The sequence below is a fragment of the Coleofasciculus sp. genome, assembly GCF_046539235.1.
In the GTDB taxonomy this organism is placed as follows: domain Bacteria; phylum Cyanobacteriota; class Cyanobacteriia; order Cyanobacteriales; family Coleofasciculaceae; genus Coleofasciculus.
In genome coordinates this window covers 1-19,252 of the sequence record NZ_JBKHHI010000026.1, presented here as the reverse complement: position 1 = coordinate 19,252, position 19,252 = coordinate 1, and the positions used below count along the sequence as shown (strand labels likewise).

Below are 19,252 nucleotides of genomic sequence, written 5' to 3'. Positions count from 1 at the left end.
TTCCCCCATCTCAAGAAGAGCCGTATTTCTGATGACTTAGATGCAGGACTGTAAATAAGCCGGTAAAGCCACCGCCTAGAATTAGGGTAGGATGTGTTGATTGATTCATCAATGATTTATTCCGCTGGGGAGAACTTCACTAAATACCATCTATTAGGCTACGACATTTTGAGGATTGCCGTCGGCAAATGTGACAATATTTTCAACCGTTGTATCTATAATCCGCTGGACGGCTTCCTTGGTATTAAAAGCACTGTGAGGAGTAACAATCACATTCCGTAAGCGCAGTAAAACATGATCCGCCAGTAAGGTTTCTAAATCGTGCTGTTTGCCATAAACCGATCGCAACAGTTCTGCTTCCTCGCGCATTACAGGTTCTTCGGGTAGCACATCCAAACCCGCTGCAGCCACCTTACCCTCAGCCAACGCCTGCAATAGGGCATTGATATCTACTATAGATCCACGAGAGGTATTAATTAAAATAACACCCTCTTTCATAGCGTCAAATTGTTCAGTAGAAATCAGATGATGGGTTTTCGGATTTGCTGGAACATGTAAGGTGACAACATCGGCACTGGATAAGACTTCTTTCATTTCGGCATACCGAAATCCCAGCCGCGACGCCAATTCTTCTTTTGGTTTCACATCAAACGCTACAACCTCCATGCGAAATCCCTTGGCGATTTCAATCACGCATTCTCCAATATTTCCTGTACCCACTACCCCCAAAGTTTTACCCCGCAAGTCGAAGCCTTGAAGCCCTACCTGGGAAAAATCACCTTTGCGAGTGCGATCAGTCGCCTCGATTAAATTATGACTGAGAGCTAATAGCAGTGCAAAAACATGTTCAGCAACAGTATTTTCACCGTAGGTGGGTACGTTGCAGACTTTGATGCCATGTTCTTGGCAATAGTCAGTATCAATGTGGTCAAATCCTGTTGATCGCGTGGCGATCATTTGCAGATTGTTAAATTGTTTTAAAACATCGGCGCTTAAATCTGAGTAGATAAACGTGGAAATAATATCGGCATCTGCATAATGGCTGACGTTGTCTGTAGTCAGTGACTGATTCACACATTCAACTTGATGAAAGGGACTCAGTTTTTGAAAGATATCGCGTTCCCAGTCTTCAACATTGAAAGCAATGATTTTCATGATTTTACCTTCTCTTGCTCAAGTTTGCTTTTTTCGATTAATTCATCAAATATTGATGCTTTATTATCCTAAAGTTGTGGCTGTATGGTTTCTATCTCAGGGTATAAACTTCCCTAGAGCGTCGGTCAAGTATTATGAGAAACCGGGTTGCTCGTGAGGATGACAAGCTTTCACCCAAAGAAACCCAGTTTCTTGACCGATGTCTTAGCTGAAGAGGGCTGAAGCCCTCACTACGAAGCCAGTATGACGAAGGGCGGGTTTTGTTGAGAGGTTATCGGTGAGGATCAAAATTAAATGGCTAAACCCGCCCCGACAATTACTATTTTTTGTGACGGTTAACTGGGGTTAGACAAACCGACGCTCTCAGCGTCTGCTTAAGATTTGAGGGGTAGTTCCACGATAAAAGTGGCTCCCTTTCCTTCTCCATCACTTTCGCACCACACGGTTCCCCCATGCAGTTCAACTAAATGACGTACAATCGCCAATCCTAGTCCTAATCCGCCATGGGAACGAGTTATTGAGCCTTCAGCTTGGCGAAAGCGGTCAAAAATGTAAGGCGCAATGTCAACAGACACACCCTTCCCCGTATCTTGCACCCGAATGTGTACCGCATTTTCTAACCATTCCAAATAAACCTTGACTTGTCCGTGAGTTGGGGTAAACTTAATCGCATTCGACAAAAGATTCCAAACAATTTGCTGTAAGCGATCGCTATCCCCCTTAATCACCCTCTGGCTTGGTGCTAAAAATGAGTCAATCTGAATACTTTTAGCGTCGGCGGCGGGTTGTAAGGTATCAATGGCGGCGTTGATAACCTGCTGCAAGTCAACAGGGATCACAGTTAAGCGCAAGTTACCCCGAATAATCCGCGACACATCCAGCAAGTCATCAATAAGCTGGGCTTGAGACTTAGCATTGCGTTCAATTACTTCTAACGCCCGCTCTACTTGGTCTTGACTCAGTTGCTTTCTTCGCAAGAGTCCCGCCCATCCTAGAATCGCATTTAGGGGCGTTCTCAATTCATGGGATAGGGTGGCTAAAAATTCATCTTTCAGGCGATTCGCGGTTTCAGCTTCAGCCCGGGCGGCTTGTTCATTTTTAAGCAATTCAGCCCGTTCTGCTTCCATTTGCTTGCGCTGGGTGACATCTTCAATCGCGCCCTCATAGTAAATGACTTCACCCTGATCATTGCGAGTAGCACGAGCATTGTAGCGTACCCAAATCATCGTATTATCACACCGACGCATGAGCATCTCAAAGTCTCGCACCACTCCGCCTGAGTCTATCTGACTATGCCATAGGTTGTTGGTTTTGGGATCAACAAGGTGATTGGATATATTTTTGTCCAGCAAAGCTTCTAGGTTGGGATATCCTAACAGTTGTAACAGGGCGGTATTGGCTTCAATAATTTGACCCGTTGGCGTCATCCGGTACAGTCCGATTGGCACTCCTTCAAAGAGTTGTTGATATCGCTGTTGCGCCTCCTTAAAGGCTTGATGTTGCTTAGAGCGCTCCCAGGCTGCTCGCACAGCAGCGGCGAGACGAGTATAATGCTGAGGGGATTTGATAATATAATCGTCAAGTCCCGACTTCATCGCCTCAACAGCAACTTCTTCGTTTCCTGTCCCGGTAAACATGACTACAGGGCAATCTGGATACCGTTGCTTGACTTGGTGCAGTACGTTTAAACCATCACTCCAACGCAAGCTATAATCGGTGACGACGATATCAAACTGTCTCTCGGCTAATGCTTGTTCGAGTTCGCTGATATCGGTAATCTCTTGAGACTTTAGGTGGTCAAACTCCTGCTCTAGCCTGTGTAGCGCTAGCATGCGATCATCGGGGTTATCGTCAATTAGCAGGATTCTTACAGGATCGTTATATATCATTTGTTAATTGGGTATTGGGGAAGTTTTTAGTTTTGTTTAGGCGGGATTTCACTATTTCAAACCATGGGTTTTTCGTTGAACATTAACCAATACAGATCGAGAGTACGAATCATTTCTAAAAAATTATGGAAATTTACAGGTTTGACTAAATAAGAATTTGCGCCGAGATCATAAGCTTTATTAATATCCGGGGTTTCTTTGGATGCCGTTAACACCACAACTAATAGACGTTTTAACTGAGGTTGCTGTCGAATCCAAGCTAAAACTTCTAGACCGGATTTACGAGGCAGTTTTAAATCTAGTAAGATAAGAGCCGGAATAGGATAACGTTTTAGGTCATTATACGGTGCTTTGCTGTTTAAGTAACTGATTGCCTCCTCTCCGTTTGTGACAACTTGCAGTGAATGAGGTAAATTGAGACGTCTAAATGCACGCTGAATTAGGAAAACATCATTATCATCATCTTCAACGAGTAAGATATTAGAAGGTTTGCCGCTCATAATCTTCTCCGTAAAACTTACTCAAAATGCTCAAAGACTGAGGAAGGCGGGTTTAGTCAAGTTATCGCTTTAAGTAGGTGGGGACAATTAAAGTTAACGGTTGAGATTAGGGAACTGCTTAACAGGGAACAGGGAACGGTAAGGGTTTGAGGAACATTCACAGAACTTAACATAGTTCGCTTTATTTCCACCGACCTACTTACAGGCAAATGTTATCAGTAAAACCCGCCCCTACCCAATAAAAGATGTATCATGGTATTGCTTTTTGCACCTCAATCCAAAATCGACTTCCTTGATGGAGTGATGACTCAACTCCCCAACGCCCTCCTAGACGTTCCATACCTTTACGGACAAGGGCTAAACCAATACCACTACCGGGATAAGTTTCACGACCGTGTAAGCGTTCAAATACCAGGAAAATCTTTTCTTGGTATTCCGGCTCAATGCCAATTCCATTATCCTCGATCCAGAGTCGTATCCATGTACAACCCTTTACATCTTGTCGTTCTTCTGCCCACACCTGTATCTGAGGCTGCACTGTTTCCGGGACAAACTTGATCCCATTGGCAATCAAATTGGATACAACTTGGATGAGTGTACCACGATGACCCAAAACTTCCGGCAAGGGTATTACTCCTTTCTGGGCTACCTTAATTTGGGCATTTGTGTTGTTGATGACTGCCTGGAGCTGGAAGAGTGCTTGTGCCACAATGGAATCTAAACTAATCGGCTTGAGGGGGAATTCCAGCCGCCCCAAGCGACTATATTCGAGTAAATCTTGGATCATTGCGTCCAAACGCTGGGCAGCCGTGATAATCCGTTGAGCATAGTCTAAACCGATTGAATCTAATTGGGAACCGCAGTCTTCAACTAAGGCATTAGCAAACCCTTGCATTGCCCGTAACGGCGCTCTGAGATCGTGGGAAACGGTGTAGGAGAATGCTTCGAGTTCCCCATTGATGGCTTGTAATTCCTGAGTTCGTTCACTCACCCGCTCTTCTAGTTCCGTTGTGTAGCGTTTAAGCTGCTGTTGTAATCGGGATTGAGCGATCGCGATCGCGAGTTGATTTGCCACCTGTTGTACAATGGTCTTACCTTCGTCATCAAGGGCATTGTCCCCACTGAACTCTAGGTTGAGCGTGCCAATTAATCCCTGCTTACTTCGGAGCGGAATAACCTGGAAGGATGATACATTTTGTGAGAGCAAGACTCGCACCATGGGTCGCAATAAGGGTACAATCTCTATCTGTTGGAGTTGATGAATTTTACCATCAGCTAATTGAGCCAGTTGAGGGGTAAACGGTTCTAGATCAATGGTTGTTCCGGCTGGGTTTTCCGTCTCACCATCAGTCGCCAAGAGTGTCGCTTGCCGAGAGTCCCAATCAAAAATCATCACACTCAGATGAGTACAAGGTAGCAGGTATTTTAAATTGGCTAAAGCCACTTGAGCCATCACGGACGGTGGTTGCTCCGCGAGAATGGTTTGGTCAATGGCTTGTAAGGTTTGCAGGCGGTCAATTGTTTGTCGCAATTGGAGTTCAAGTTGCTTGCGCTGGGTGATGTCGAAGGTGAAGCCAAGGATTTGCACAATTTCCCCTAACTCGTTCAACATCGGCACATACTTAATTACGGTGGTGAAAGGGTTAGTATTCGGTAACCGAATTGTGGTTTCTACCGTCTGGGGAATGCGGATTTTTATCACCCGCTTGAGTGTCGGTAAATAGGAATCTGTAACCTCCGGTGACCAAATTTCCTCATCCTTGTGTCCCAGATACTCCGCTAACGACTTGCCCGTGCGCTCAATTGTTTTCGTATTTACAAAAATAAACCGTCGCTGAGCATCATAGATCACAAACATCTCCGGACTATGATTCACCGCCAGCCGGAATCGTTGTTCACTCTGACGCAGGGCTTTCTCTGCCTGCTTATATTCGGTAATATTATGATTAATTTCTAAAATCGCTAATGGATTCCCCTGAGGATCTCGCTGTAATGTCCAACGACTAGCGACGGTAATCTGATTCCCGTTTCGTGTATTTTGAATTAACTCACCGGGCCAATATTCTTGATGCCATAATTGAGCTTTAATTTCGCTTAAAGCCTGGGGAAAAATCGTGTGCAGCAATTGGTGAGCATTTTGTCCAATAGCTTCCTGACTACTCCAACCATACAAACGTTGCGCCCCTTGATTCCAGTAGGTAATTCTGCCCTCTAAATCCCGCACCATAATCGCATCATTAGCTAAGTCTAGAAGTTGAGCTTGTTGGCTTAGGCGTTTTAACCCTAATATTTGCTTCGTTATATCTGTCTGAACTCCGAGAAAATGAGTTAACTTTCCCTGGGAATTTCGCACGGGTGAGATATAGAGATCGTTCCAGAACAAAGAACCATCTTTACGATAGTTCCGCAAGGTTACTTGACAGTCTCTTTGTGTTGCAATCGCCTGTCGTAATTCATCCACGCCGACTTGATTGGAGTCATCTCCCTGCAAGAAACGACAGTTACGACCGAGTATTTCGGCGACGCTGTAACCTGTGAGTCGTTCAAACCCAGAATTGACAAAAATAATTGGGTTATCCGGTTGATGGGGATCACTAATTAAAATCCCATTGCTACTCGCATTAACTGCACTCTCCAGTATCCGTAATCGTTCCCCTTGTTGACAACGGTCAATGGCTGCACCGAGAATATTCGCGATCGCTTGTAAAAAGTTAATATCATCTTGGCTAAACTGGCGGTAAACTGTGCTATGAACGCCCAAAATACCAAAGGGTTGATTTTCTGGGTTGGGAATTGTCGTCTCCCAATGTCTAAGTTCCCTTAGTCTCACCGACGAGACATTCGGGATAATCACACTCATCCCACTGACAACCCCATGATCGCGTAATAGAGGCGGAGGAGAAAATCGCGATTCTGTTCGCCAATCTTCGACCACGATTGGTTCTTGAGACAGGAGAGTATAGCCTGTTTGAGAATTGGTTTCCGTCTCTACAGTAGCTTGACCGACTAAACCAACCTGCCAACCTACACCCGCCCGCAACAATAAGGCTTTGCCATGAGGAAGTAATTCCAGAACTTTGGCATAGTCTAGGTCGAGAGTTTTTGCCAAAATAGTCACCGCACAGTTCATTAACGAATCAATGTCAATCCCCCTTAAGGCATATTGACTAAACCGCACAATTGCTGTTTGTTGAGTGACCCTGGCTTGGAGTGTGGCGATCAGTTGCAGGTTCTGGGAAAGGGCGACAGATTGAGTCGTTTCCGGCTGAGGGGATTGAGACTGTAGCTTAGGTGCTAACGCAGCACGAACGGCTGTCACCAGTTTTTTATAATGGGACGGCGATTTAATAATATAGTCATCTAGACCCGCCTTCATTGCCAATACAGCGAGTTCTACACTGTCTTGACTGGTGAACATAATAAATAGACAAGCGGGTTGCAGGCGTTTAACCTGCTTCAATACAGCTATACCCGTCGCCCCAGGAAGTTCATAGTCCGCGATCGCGATATCGAAATGACCCTCTAAAAGTACCTGATTTAGGTCTTTAGCATTGGTCGGCTGGGCGACGTACAGTGCGGAAAACTCTTGCTGCAATTGACGAATGATTAAGGCTCGTTCATCTGGGTCCTCATCAACGAGGAGCAGATGCACAGGAGTGTTAATCACAATTTGTCAAGTTTATTTAGAGTAAAGACGTACCACGGCACATCTGGGAGCAGGAGAGATATATTATATATTACTATAGAGCAACCCTGTCGCCTCTGGAAATAGGCAGACTCTGATCAGCATATCGCATTATCATCCACTCGGTCTCCGACTTTTGGAAGAAGTTGGGGATCTAATTCAACCTTAGACTTTTAACCTCCGAGATAACCCCAAACCCAAACTCCCCACGGCGAGTAAACCGAGTGGAGAAGACGGTTCCGGAACCGTAGCCGCCACCGCTGACTTAAACTCTGCTTGCGCGTCGGCGACTGATTTTCCATAACCTTGAATATATTCAAAAGAAGCCGTTTCACCCGCCGCCATCAGTAAATCTTGACCCCCAATATGTATGCCAACATCGGCAAAGGTTCCCTTCGGATCATCGGGGGTATTAAAGAAACTGTTTAACTCAAACCCATTATTAATAGATAAACCCAGATCGGCACCAACGGTAGCTTTGGCGTCTAATGAACCTACAATAACCGTTAAACCTCCCAACTCCGTCGCTTGAGCCACCTTAGCGATTCCAGCAGCCGTTTCCAGTGTCAAGACATGATTAAATGTCTCGAAACCATGACATTGATCAATACCTTGGTCGGGGTCAAACGTATCAAAATATCGAAGCTCAACGGCTGAACCCTGATTAACTAAATCGGTTTTAATAAGCAAAGCATTGAATTCATCTACTAGGGAATAGATGCGCCTAAAATCAACAGTCGCATCACCTCCTGTATAGGTACCGATAACGACTACCGATTTACCAACTTGGGAAACAGTAACAGGCTGTTGCGTCATTCCTGTGGTTGTGTTTATCGTAAACGTAGCCGGATTTGCTCCATTCTGAAAGCCAAAATCAGAGACCGGCTGTCCTGGATTAAAAAAGTCGCTACGGAAGAAACTTTTTTGATCAAATATAAGTGCATCAATTGCCCCGTTATCATCCCTAATCGTTACCTCTAATGAACCATTACTGAGAGTAACGGCTGAAGCTGATGAGGCGAAACTAAGTCCGGCTAGGATTGTTCCCACCAATGGTAGACATTTCGTGAACAAAGGAGTAGAGAGTTGAGTCATCCATTTTGAATAGGTATTCATAGGGGAAAATGTTCCTAGCCGAGTTCTTTTACTAATTACTCAGCTTCAATCCCCCTCTTTTATGTTGATTTATGTAAAAACTAGGTAAACAAAAATAAAGTTTTGTAATGTATCTGTAAAATAACCCATTTTTGACTTATGAATTTGGGCGGGTTTTGTGGTTCAGTTATCGGCTTTGGCTTGAGTTTTAGTTCCTAAACCCGCCCCGACAATTGACAGACGTGCAGTGGCATGGCTCTACTCCTGTGCATGTACAAAAAGGCATGATCTATCCCAAGTAGGAGAATTCCCCGGAAAACTTTAGGTAAACTTCACAGCAGACGAGTACCGCTAGCAACGCCAGTCAAAATTTCCTGTAATTTGAATTTATAAATTATGACCATAACCACTTCAACACCCAAAGCTTCCTTATCTCAACCGGAAATTCCCGTTGCCCAAGTCCGGCAAAATCAGGGTGCAGAACTCGACGCGATCGCAAAATATCGCCGTGCAGCTAACTACCTAGCGGCGACTCAAATTTATCTCAAAGATAACGTTCTCTTACGCGAACCCTTAAAACCTGAGCATATCAAAGACCGTTTACTGGGTCACTGGGGGACTTGTCCCGGCATTAACCTAGTCTATGCCCATCTCAACCGACTGATCCGGCGTTACGATGCCAACATGTTTCTGGTAACTGGACCCGGACATGGTGCGCCCGCTAACCTTGCCAATCTTTACCTAGAAGGATCTTTACAGGATTATTATGATGACCTTAGCTTGAATGAAGCAGGAGTGTATCAGCTAGTCAAGCAATTTTCTTGGCCCGGTGGCTTTCCCTCTCACCTGTATCCGGGGATTCCGGGCACTATTCACGAAGGCGGTGAACTAGGCTACGCCTTGGCGACAGCATTTGGGGCGGTAATGGATAACCCAGATCTAGTGGTAGCTTGTATCGTTGGCGATGGCGAATCAGAAACCGGACCCACCGCTACAGCATGGCATAGTACGAAATACATTGATCCGACTGAATCCGGGGCAGTTTTACCGATTTTGCACCTGAATGGCTATAAAATCGCCAGCCCGTCTATTTTTGGCACGATGAGTGATGAGGAATTACTGCATCTGTTTACCGGGTATGGGTATCAAGTGCGGATTGTCGAAGATGCGGACTTGGATGCTGATATGTATGCTTCAATGGATTGGGCATATCAGGAAATCTGTCGGATTCAACAAGCCGCCCGTTCTGGAAACCGCCTCAGCAAACCCCGTTGGCCCCTAATCATCTTGCGATCGCCAAAAGGATGGACAGGGATTAAAGAAGCTGACGGTGTACCGATTGAAGGGAATTTCCGGTCTCACCAAGTTCCGCTCAAAGGGGTGAAGAGTAATCCCGAACATCTAGAACTGCTGGAAAATTGGTTCCGTTCCTACCATCCTGAGGAACTCTTTGACGAAAAAGGACAACCCTTACCCGACATTTTAGACCAATGTCCTCAAGGGGAACGACGCATGGGCAGCAATCCCCACACCTTCGGCGGGCGCATGCGTCAACCCTTGGAGTTACCGGATATTTTTAACTACGCGGTTCCTGTAGAACACCCCGAAACCGCCCAAGGGTGTAAACGGGGTGAAAGAAGTGTGAGTAATACCTACAGAGTCGGAGAATACCTCCGGGATGTGATTCAGCAAAATCCCAGCAACTTCCGGATTTTCTGCCCCGACGAACTCGAATCCAACCGTCTTTATAAAGTCCTCGACGTTACTCAGCGGAACTATCAGTGGCCCACTGAACCCTTTGATGGCGAGATTGGACCGGATGGGGGACGGATTATCGAACTACTGAGTGAACATACCTGTCAGGCTTTTTTACAAGGCTATCTCCTCACCGGGCGACATGGTTTATTCCCCTCCTACGAGGCATTTTTGGGCATTGTCACCACGATGATGGATCAATATGCCAAGTTCTTAAAATACTCTAAGGAATTCTCGTGGCGTCCGCCTGTATCGTCTCTGAATTACTTAGAAACCTCAACCCTGTGGCGACAGGAACATAATGGGTTTTCCCACCAAAATCCGGGCTTTATTAATAGTGTCTTGGATGAGCAAGCTGACTATGCCCGGGTGTATTTACCCCCAGATGCCAACTGTCTTTTGAGTACGATTGACCACTGCTTGCAGAGTACAGGCTATGTCAATTTAGTCATCGCCAACAAAAATCCTCTGCCGCAATGGTTATCCATGGAAGACGCGATCGCACATTGTCGGGCAGGGGGTTCAGTTTGGCAATGGGCGAGTACCGATGATGGAGTTGATCCGGATGTGGTACTGGTAGGAATTGGCGATTGTCCCATGTTAGAAGTCATGGCAGCCGCGCAAATCCTCAGACAGGAATTACCGGAGTTACGGGTGCGAGTGGTTAACGTGACAGACTTATTAATTCTCGAACAAAATTCCACTCATCCTCACGGGTTAGATGACGACATGTTTACTGCCCTATTCACCCCGGATAAACCCGTGATTATAAACTTCCATGGTTATCCGTCGTTGATTAAACAAATGCTGTTTGGGCGTCCAACGATTAAGCGATTCCAAATTAATGGCTACCGGGAAGAAGGGACAACCACTACACCCTTTGATATGCAGGTTCGTAATGGTACGAGTCGTTATCACTTAATTATGCAAGCGATTCGTTTAGCCGCCCAGAAAAATCCGCGTGTGTCTGCACGGGCAAATGACCGGGTGCGTCACTATGAATATGTGCTAGCGGCTCACTGGCAGTATATCTGTGAGCATGGCGAAGATCCAGAAGAGATTACCAATTGGCAATGGTGTTAATTTGGTCATTTGTCATTTGTCATTTGTCATTTGTCATTGGTTAGGGAATGGGGAACACCTCGGCTTCGCTCGGTGTGGAATAGGCAATAGGATTAAGATTCGTCTGTAGGGGCGGGTTTCACTATTATCCTTTTTGGCGCACCTAGATTGGATTAAACCCGCCCCCACCCCACCCTCCATTTAATTTGTTATCAGAATCACCGATGAAAGTTTTAGTCTTAAATGCGGGTTCAAGTACTCAAAAAAGTTGTTTGTATGAGATTGGCGAATCTTTACCAAATTCTTCACCAGAACCAATTTGGGAAGCCAAAATTGATTGGACTGAACAATCAGATACAGAGCTTTTAAAAGTTAATAATTCTCAAGGAAAATCAATAGAGGAACGCCTAACCACCGATGACCGAATTAAGGCGATTTCTCAAATGCTAAATACACTCTGGCGCGGTCAAACTCAAGTTATTTCCCAACTGAGTAAAATTGATGTAGTCGGACATCGGGTGGTTCATGGCGGCGATAAATACCATCAACCGACGTTGATTAATGCTGAAGTGAAAGATGCGATCGCGTCTCTGTCTCCCCTAGCGCCATCCCATAATCCAGTCAATCTAGAAGGAATTGAGGCGATTGAGAATATTTTACCCGATATGCCCCAAGTGGCTGTATTTGATACCTCATTTCATGCTCAAATGCCCTTACCTGCTGCGATTTATCCGGGTGGCAAAGATTGGCTGGATCAAGGGATACGTCGTTATGGTTTTCATGGGATAAGTCATCAATATTGCCTGGAACGAGTTGCCCAGTTGTTGACAAAAAAGGCTAAATCGTTACGAGTAATTACCTGTCATTTAGGCAATGGGTGTTCCTTAGCCGCCATTCGGGATGGTATCAGTATTAATACAACTATGGGTTATACACCTTTAGAAGGATTAATGATGGGTTCGCGTTCCGGTTCAATTGACCCTTCGATTTTAATTCAACTGATGCGACAGGGGTATAATGCGGATCAATTAGAGCATTTGCTGAACAAAGAATCAGGATTAAAAGGGTTATCGGGAGTGAGTAGTGATATGCGCCAAATCAATGACGCGATCGCGGCGGGTAATGAACAAGCTAAACTCGCTTTGGATGTTTATATCCACCGTTTACGCTTCTATTTAGGGGCAATGTTAACCTCTTTAGGCGGATTAGATGTATTAGTTTTTGCCGGCGGGGTTGGCGAACATCAAGCCACTGTGAGAGCCGCCGCCTGTGACGCCTTAGCGTTTTTGGGACTTAAAATTGACTCAAATAAGAATGAAACAAATCCCGTAGATGCAGATATTTCCACAGAAGATTCAAGCGTGCGCGTGTTTGTGATTCATACCCAAGAAGACTGGGCGATCGCCCAATCCTGTTGGAACATGGTGAGGAAGTCAGTTAAGTCGTGAAAATCTGTAGGGGCGGGTTTAGGAACTACAGTCAGCTATTCAGAAATAACTGAACAACAAAACCCGCCCTTCTCCCCCATAAATTGAGAAATTATCTTATTCATGTTCGTTCCTTGACTCGTAACAATTTGGTGAAGGGGTTTAAACGCATTTTAGCCCGGACTTACGCACAAATGCTCCATATAGCTTGTAGTAAGGGCTTTAGCCCTAGATTCCCTTAGGTAACATGCGTCAACCCAACCCACAGCTTGTATTCGTCTCCTGTAGGGGCGCAAGGCTTGCGCCCTGCTATGAGTCTCTAACGCTCATACTCCGTTAGCGTTTTAGTTAATTTGTAATTTTCATTCTTAGCGATCAGATCAACAAGATTAAGACAGCGCGATTGTAACTCCGGCTTTTTCGTTTGGCTATACAATCTCACCAATAATGAACTAATCCCGTCTGCCTTCAATGCGCTATGATACCTAATATTAGCATCATCTGACCTCAACCTATCGAGGACGCGATCGCAAATCTGATAAGTCACATCGTCTGGTAGTTTAGCCGTTGTCTTTTCTAAGGCATGGATTAATTTTTTATAGTGAGTATCGAAAGCTGTACTGTCAACAAATGATTCAATTAAACCAACATAATCACCTAGTTCTTTTCCTTCCAACTGCCAAAAGCACCTAGCGGATTGAAATTGAACATCGTTACTCGAATCATTAAACAGTTGCCTCAAAGCGTTCTCACAAAATTCCCGAAAATGTGCGTGGCGAAAATTAGCAACAAATATCTCAGCAGCAGCCATTCGATGAGCTTCTGTACCAGACAGGCAAAGTTCAGCTAACCAACGCGCCTCTTCGATATTTAGAGAAGCTACACAGGCTTGTCTACTGCCAATCCTTACAACTTCTGGCAACTCAGACATAATCATTCGTTCCAGAATTGCGGCTAAATCACCAAAATGAGTGGGTAAAGCATAGTATAAAAAATGTCCAATCGTTGTTGTTCCCAGAAGTTCATCTTCTGTATCACAGAGTTGCTGGAACAAACTGACAGCCAAGTCTCGGTCATAATTCAACATAGCGGTTAGTGCCTCTACAGCACAGGCTCTAATCGCCATGGACGAGTCTTGTACTATTTTTTGCAGCGGTTGTTTAAAATAAGCCGCACGGTTTTTATCCGCAAAAATGAGTTTAGCGATCGCGCTTACAGCACTGCCTCGTGTAGAATTTAGTCCGGCGTTAAGAAGATTATTTCTACAGACAATTTGGACACTGAAATGTTCTTTATCTTTATTTTCTAAAGCATACTCAATTACAATATCGAAAGCATTTTTACCCCAAGGCAAATTAGCTAATCTTTGGAACATCAAAGTAATTAGGGTCTGCTGAATAAGTCTTGTGGTGGCGAGAGGCAACAGGCAACAGGCAACAGGCAACAGTTTCAAACCTCTGGTGAGGTAAAATTCGGCACTTACGCAGGCGGAAATCCCAGGATTTTGAGGCGGGTAGTGCAAAAACCTTGCACTTGTTGGGGAGAAAAATGGCTTGAAATCCAAATCTTGTCTACCTTCCACACTCATGCAGCAAGCCCTAATTAAGTGACCACAAGGCTGTCCGGGTAGTTGGTGACAGCGTTGACATACTTTAAATGCAGTTTCTACGTCTAGTTCTACTTCAGCAATACCACTTAAAACGGCATTAAAATAGGATAAATTGGCGTTATCTGGAAACTGCCATATCAATTCAGCAAAGCGTTCGGGTTCCTTTTTAACTGCGCTTTCCAAAAGACTAGATAGTTGAGAGGCTCCACCCACCAATTCTCCCTGACGCTGAAACCACGAGTTTGGTTCATTTAAGTCATAACGAGAAATAGCTTTTAGCCATTGCTCGTCAGTCATTTGCATTACTGCTTGTGGAGGTATTGGAGAACCCACAAAAGAAGCTTTTATAGCTGTCGGTGGCTCTATTTGATCGGGTAATTCTATTAAACCGTTAAATTTTCTTCTCCACTCTTGTAACCTACGATTAGCTACCTCACTGAGTCGCCCTGAATCAATATAACTTAATAAAATTAACTGATCATGACCTCGAACTCGAAGACCTTCATAACTTATTTCAAAGTCTGGGTAGTAGTTGAGAATTACAGCTTCAAAATTGGCTAGCTTTTCTTCAGAACAATAGGGAGTTGTTGCTTGCAGTAAAAGTTGAGTAAACAAGAAAGGTTCGGTATGAATGATTGCATTCCGACATACTAATCCTCCTCTTTTAAGTCTTACTGTTTCCTCACATAGATAATCGATTGCTTCATCAGCAAATCTTTCTCCGTTAGCCGTATAAGCACGAATCAATAAAAATTGGATGGTTTCATAATTAGAGTGACGGAGTTGCTTTTGAGCGAGGATGGCAAAATCTTCCGGATGGTTCACAGCAAAACTAGATAGTGCCATTGCCATCTCTTCTAAAAGGGTATAATGAATACCATAGTCTCCACCATACTGCCTTTCATCCCAAACCGGATCTGACCACGGTAAATTATTGTTCCTTATTGCTGTTAAATCTAAAAGCCTAAGTATAAAAGGAAGTAGATGTTCAATAAATGCTTGTGGAGCATTACGTGCGCTCTTGTTTAAAACCGAGTTGTCCAACTTACTGGACGGTAGAATTCTGGAGTTAGAATCAAATAGATTTGGTTGTCCAGCCGCAATGCTCATATCCAAATACCGATTGAGATAACACGCAATTGCTTCACAAGACCAGCCACTATGTTGATCAGGTACTGAATAAAGTAAGTCCCAAAAGTCAAGCTCATAATTACTTTTACTTTTGGTCATTTCTAAATCAATTCCACCGTTACTCTGAGCAAAAACACCTTGATTAATTAACTGTATAAATAATCTAAAGAAACGTTCTCCCGCACTGACTTTAGATCCTTTGACCAGGTTACTGAGCCGCTCATTCCATGCTTCTGATACACCGACAAAAGGCTCTAGTAACTCAGCCACTCGATCCGGTATTTGTTTTTGCCTAACCCATAGCAGGTTTACAGCTTGCTGAACACGTTCCTCATCCCTGAGCCACTGTTCTATTATTCCCAGATCGTCTAACAATTGAAACCAAGCAAGAGAACTAAACAATGTGCGCCAAACGTGCTGTGTAATCGGATCAGCGTTTTCACCTATCAGCGACGCGATAATCTCCCATTCCTCTTCTTTGGGATTATCTAATGCTTCTAGCAGGGCAAATACAACCTGTTTTATGTGAAAGCGGATTTGAGAATGAGTCAGCAGTTCTCTAAGATTTTCCAGGTAAATCTCAAAATCTGCCTCACGTTGATGAAGTAAAATTTGTCGAACTTGGGCGCGGCGAAACAAATGCTGTTCACTGCTGAGTAAAAAGGGTAATAATTCAAGATTCCGAGCATCGAAGCGACGCGCAAAGGCGTAATCAAAGAATCCCTCATGAAAGAATGAATACCGCTTACCTTCCTTCACTAAAACCTGTTCAGATACCATGGCTTGAGCATCACTACGCCAAGTCTCAACAACACCTTCTTTTGCGGATAACGTCTGGCGATTACTCATCTCATCACACAGAGCATCTATTACTTGTGTCCACTGAACTGGACGACCCAAATGTTCTTTTTCAATAACGTCTCGTTTATAATCCCAGAATCGATCGTACAGATCTCTAACTGTGTTAAAACTGAGAATATTGACATGAGAACCTTCTGCAACTTCTGTTAGCAGTCTGAGGTGTAGAGGAAGGGAGAGCAACTCTAACTGTTTATTGTTCAAGTGCCTAATATCTAATCCCAATCCAGCAACAACTTCTCGGACTTTATCAGGAGATAGGCGACTAATAGTAACCGTGTCAGCGATTCCATTTTCACCTGTCAACCGTTTGATTCTGTAGTCGTTATCCAAATCAAACTTGCGACAAGCTAGCAATAATCGCATTCCTGGAAAAGCTTGGGCTTGGTCAATAATCTGCTCTACACATTCAAAAAATTGAGTATTGCGACCAGAAGCCCTACTTACAGCATCAAGCTGATCAATCACTAAGACACAATCCCGTCCCTGGGCAATATTAGCAAGAACATGAGCCGGAGAACCGGGTAAATTTTCTTGTTCCCCAAGCTTATCTGGGGAGTCTGTTGGGTTTAAACGATCAACGCGAAAAGCTATCAGAGGTGTACCCATTTGGCGGATTTTAGTTACAGCTTGTAGAATAACGCTACTTTTACCAACTCCCGCTTCACCTGTAACTAATACACCCTGTTTACTCTCTGTAGAGGTGAGTTTATCAACAATACTATCTACCTCATCTCTAGGGATTATGTTTCCCGCGATCGCTTCTTTTTCTCGCCGATTAACATAGCGCTTGTTAAGTTTATGTACAGCAGCAATAACGTGAGGATCTTTGCCCCACTCACGACGACGATAACTTCTTTCTTCCAGTAAGTAATGCCAGATATCGTATGATGTCAATTCTTGATGAGTTCTGTTTAAAGCTAATTCAGCCAATTCAATTCTAATGATTTTTGGATTGCCCTCAACCAAAGCAGCTAGGCGATTTTCTACAGCATCAACCAGTAGTTTTTCACTAATTGTTTCTATGAAAATATGTTGGAGAGCTTGATAAGCCTCTGTTTCAGAGCAATTGAACCACTTTTTACGGAGATTATCGAAATGACCTGATAGTGTCTTATTAAGGAACTTTTGCTCAAATACAGTCCACGATCCAGCATCTCTTGCTCGTTCAGCTAACTCGTTTAGTTCATCTGCATCTTGAGTAGAGACAAAAATACAAGAAACGTCGGGATTATTACGAAGTTTGTGCCAAAAGTTTGATAGAAATTGAACTTGTTTATCTTCCAAACCCTTTATTGTCCAACGTCCACGTCCACTTTTTTGTCGTTTAACTTGGTGATACTCTAACCCAGTATTGCGACGCAGGCAAAACTCGAAAGCATCCTCACCGATTTCTTCTAGGGTGATGGAATCGGCTTTCTCATCCATCACATCGATCATGCAATGAATAGTCCACCGAGCTTCATAGCGGTTGCCAATTTTATCGGCTGCGCCACCAGGTAAAGGCATATCGTATCTCTCTCAAACGGCTGTGTTGGAAAAGGTTAGGGTGTTATAGCGCTGGAGTTTCCTTCTCTCTACTATACGCGATCGCTATAGTGGTATCGAGCTTGGAGAAAATCGATGCGATCGTCCTTTACCACATCAACTGTTCTATTATCACTTGTGTAATCTTACTGCGCCTGCTCCAACCAATCCACTAAATCCGACACCTCAGAAAAATCCAATAGCGCTACCCCTAACGCCTCTAGCTGTTCAGGAGGTAACTCCCTAACCCGCTCAATTAATGCTGGCTCAACTTTACCCAGTCGCCGCTCAATCAAACGCCTAATCAAGCTAAATATCCCTTGTTGCAGAATATCTTGATAAATTACAGACTCACGCATCATATCCTCCCGCAAAAACCGACGAAGTGACATCCTCCTACACCGAATCAGAGATTACGGTGTAGGCTTCCAACATCGCTGTTAGACATTGCTTGTCGCTGCTCTCTATTAGGAATTCTAGCGACTTGCTCCGGAAGGTGCGCCAACAACCCTTGAGGCTCATCAGTTCGCGCCAATGTCGCCAAAGGTAACAGTGTTGGATTAGCTAGAAATGGTGCTGGTTCTTGTTCCCACAGGCGAACTACTCGATAGCGGTGAATTGTTGTGTCATCTCGATATTCCTCAGTAAAAGCCACTTCATTGGTTGTCTCCTGTAAAAAGATAACCACCTGCACCACAGCACACCGATATTGTCGCTTCAACCTTACCGAGTAATCTAGCATTCGGAATGGAATCGGTTGGTTAGAGTAGGGTAATGTTTGAAACTCAATATGCAAGATTTGATTAGCGATTCGCAGAAAGCTTACAGCATCTGCACGAATAGGCTCTAAAGTCAATTCGGTTTTGAGTACCTCAACCTCCTGAGATTCCACCGCAAGTAACCAATCGGCAAATGCAATTGGATATTGTTCAGCCAGATACTTACATACATTGTCGTAACTCAACCTATTGCTTTTCTCCTTACTCCAGCACAATCCACACTTTAGCTACATCTTTCTATTTTTTACTAAAACGCTGTCACGCCGTTAAATTAGGAATAGGTAGCGAGCAAGATGCAAAACCTGCGGCATGGCTTCGCTAAACGCATTACAACGATTTTGCCCTTGTTGAAATTAAGGTTTAAATACCGAATAGCTGATCTAGCTTTGCCGGGAATAAACTATCCTTGATGTTACCCTAGAGATAGGCTCGTGTAGATTCATCTCATCAAAACTTAACACACTCGCGATCGCCTAAATTTATCGGAATACTTGTATATAGCAATCGCCATAGTGGTTAGGACGCATCTTATGGTAGAGACGTTGCATGCAACGTCTGGAACAACAGTTCGTTTGTCCTAATCTATGTGTCTACTGCTATAACTTGATACTCTGACTATTTTAATGACTAATCCTTAAATTATGTAAATATCCATCAAACTCTTACAAAGGACAAATGACAAATGACTATCTCCACTACAATTGACTGATAAACATCATCGCTGGCGCCTGATTAATTGTCACCACTTTTGCCACCGCCTGACGCCAATTTTGTTGGTCT

8 protein-coding genes and 1 pseudogene are annotated in these 19,252 nt (G+C 44.1%); 2 read left to right on the top strand and 7 right to left on the bottom strand.

Going from position 1 to position 19,252, the window contains the following annotated elements; all coding sequences use genetic code 11:
- Positions 1–153 precede the first annotated feature (153 nt).
- The 5 genes from ACLFWI_RS04460 to ACLFWI_RS04440 form a co-directional block, all read right to left on the bottom strand.
- Positions 154–1,155 (bottom strand): hydroxyacid dehydrogenase, encoded by a 1,002-nt coding sequence (locus ACLFWI_RS04460; protein ID WP_446411923.1) that lies wholly within the window; start codon positions 1,153–1,155, stop codon positions 154–156.
- A 374-nt stretch (positions 1,156–1,529) separates the two neighbouring features.
- Complete coding sequence (locus tag ACLFWI_RS04455) at positions 1,530–3,044, bottom strand: ATP-binding protein (protein WP_446411922.1); 1,515 nt, start codon at positions 3,042–3,044, stop codon at positions 1,530–1,532.
- A gap of 56 nt (positions 3,045–3,100) precedes the next feature.
- Positions 3,101–3,544, bottom strand: a complete 444-nt coding sequence (locus ACLFWI_RS04450; RefSeq protein ID WP_446411921.1) for a response regulator — start codon at positions 3,542–3,544, stop codon at positions 3,101–3,103.
- A 250-nt stretch (positions 3,545–3,794) separates the two neighbouring features.
- Positions 3,795–7,211, bottom strand: a complete 3,417-nt coding sequence (locus ACLFWI_RS04445) for a PAS domain S-box protein (RefSeq protein WP_446411920.1) — start codon at positions 7,209–7,211, stop codon at positions 3,795–3,797.
- Between the two features lie 183 nt (positions 7,212–7,394).
- Positions 7,395–8,345: a PEP-CTERM sorting domain-containing protein gene (locus ACLFWI_RS04440; RefSeq protein WP_446411919.1), complete on the bottom strand. Its 951-nt coding sequence runs from the start codon at positions 8,343–8,345 to the stop codon at positions 7,395–7,397.
- Between the two features lie 375 nt (positions 8,346–8,720).
- Between ACLFWI_RS04440 and ACLFWI_RS04435 the strand changes: the two genes are divergently transcribed.
- Positions 8,721–11,162 carry a phosphoketolase family protein gene (locus tag ACLFWI_RS04435; RefSeq protein ID WP_446411918.1) on the top strand — a complete coding sequence of 814 codons (2,442 nt, stop codon included), beginning with the start codon at positions 8,721–8,723 and terminating at the stop codon, positions 11,160–11,162.
- Between the two features lie 203 nt (positions 11,163–11,365).
- Positions 11,366–12,589, top strand: coding sequence for an acetate kinase (locus tag ACLFWI_RS04430; protein WP_446411917.1), 1,224 nt, complete (start codon positions 11,366–11,368; stop codon positions 12,587–12,589).
- A 298-nt stretch (positions 12,590–12,887) separates the two neighbouring features.
- Here ACLFWI_RS04430 and ACLFWI_RS04425 read toward each other — a convergent pair whose 3' ends face one another.
- A complete protein-coding gene (locus ACLFWI_RS04425) occupies positions 12,888–17,675 on the bottom strand; it encodes a hypothetical protein (RefSeq protein WP_446411916.1) in 4,788 nt (1,595 codons plus the stop codon).
- Positions 17,676–17,839: 164 nt separating this feature from the next.
- Positions 17,840–18,657 (bottom strand): annotated as a pseudogene (locus ACLFWI_RS04420) (Rpn family recombination-promoting nuclease/putative transposase).
- Between the last annotated feature and the right edge of the window lie 595 nt (positions 18,658–19,252).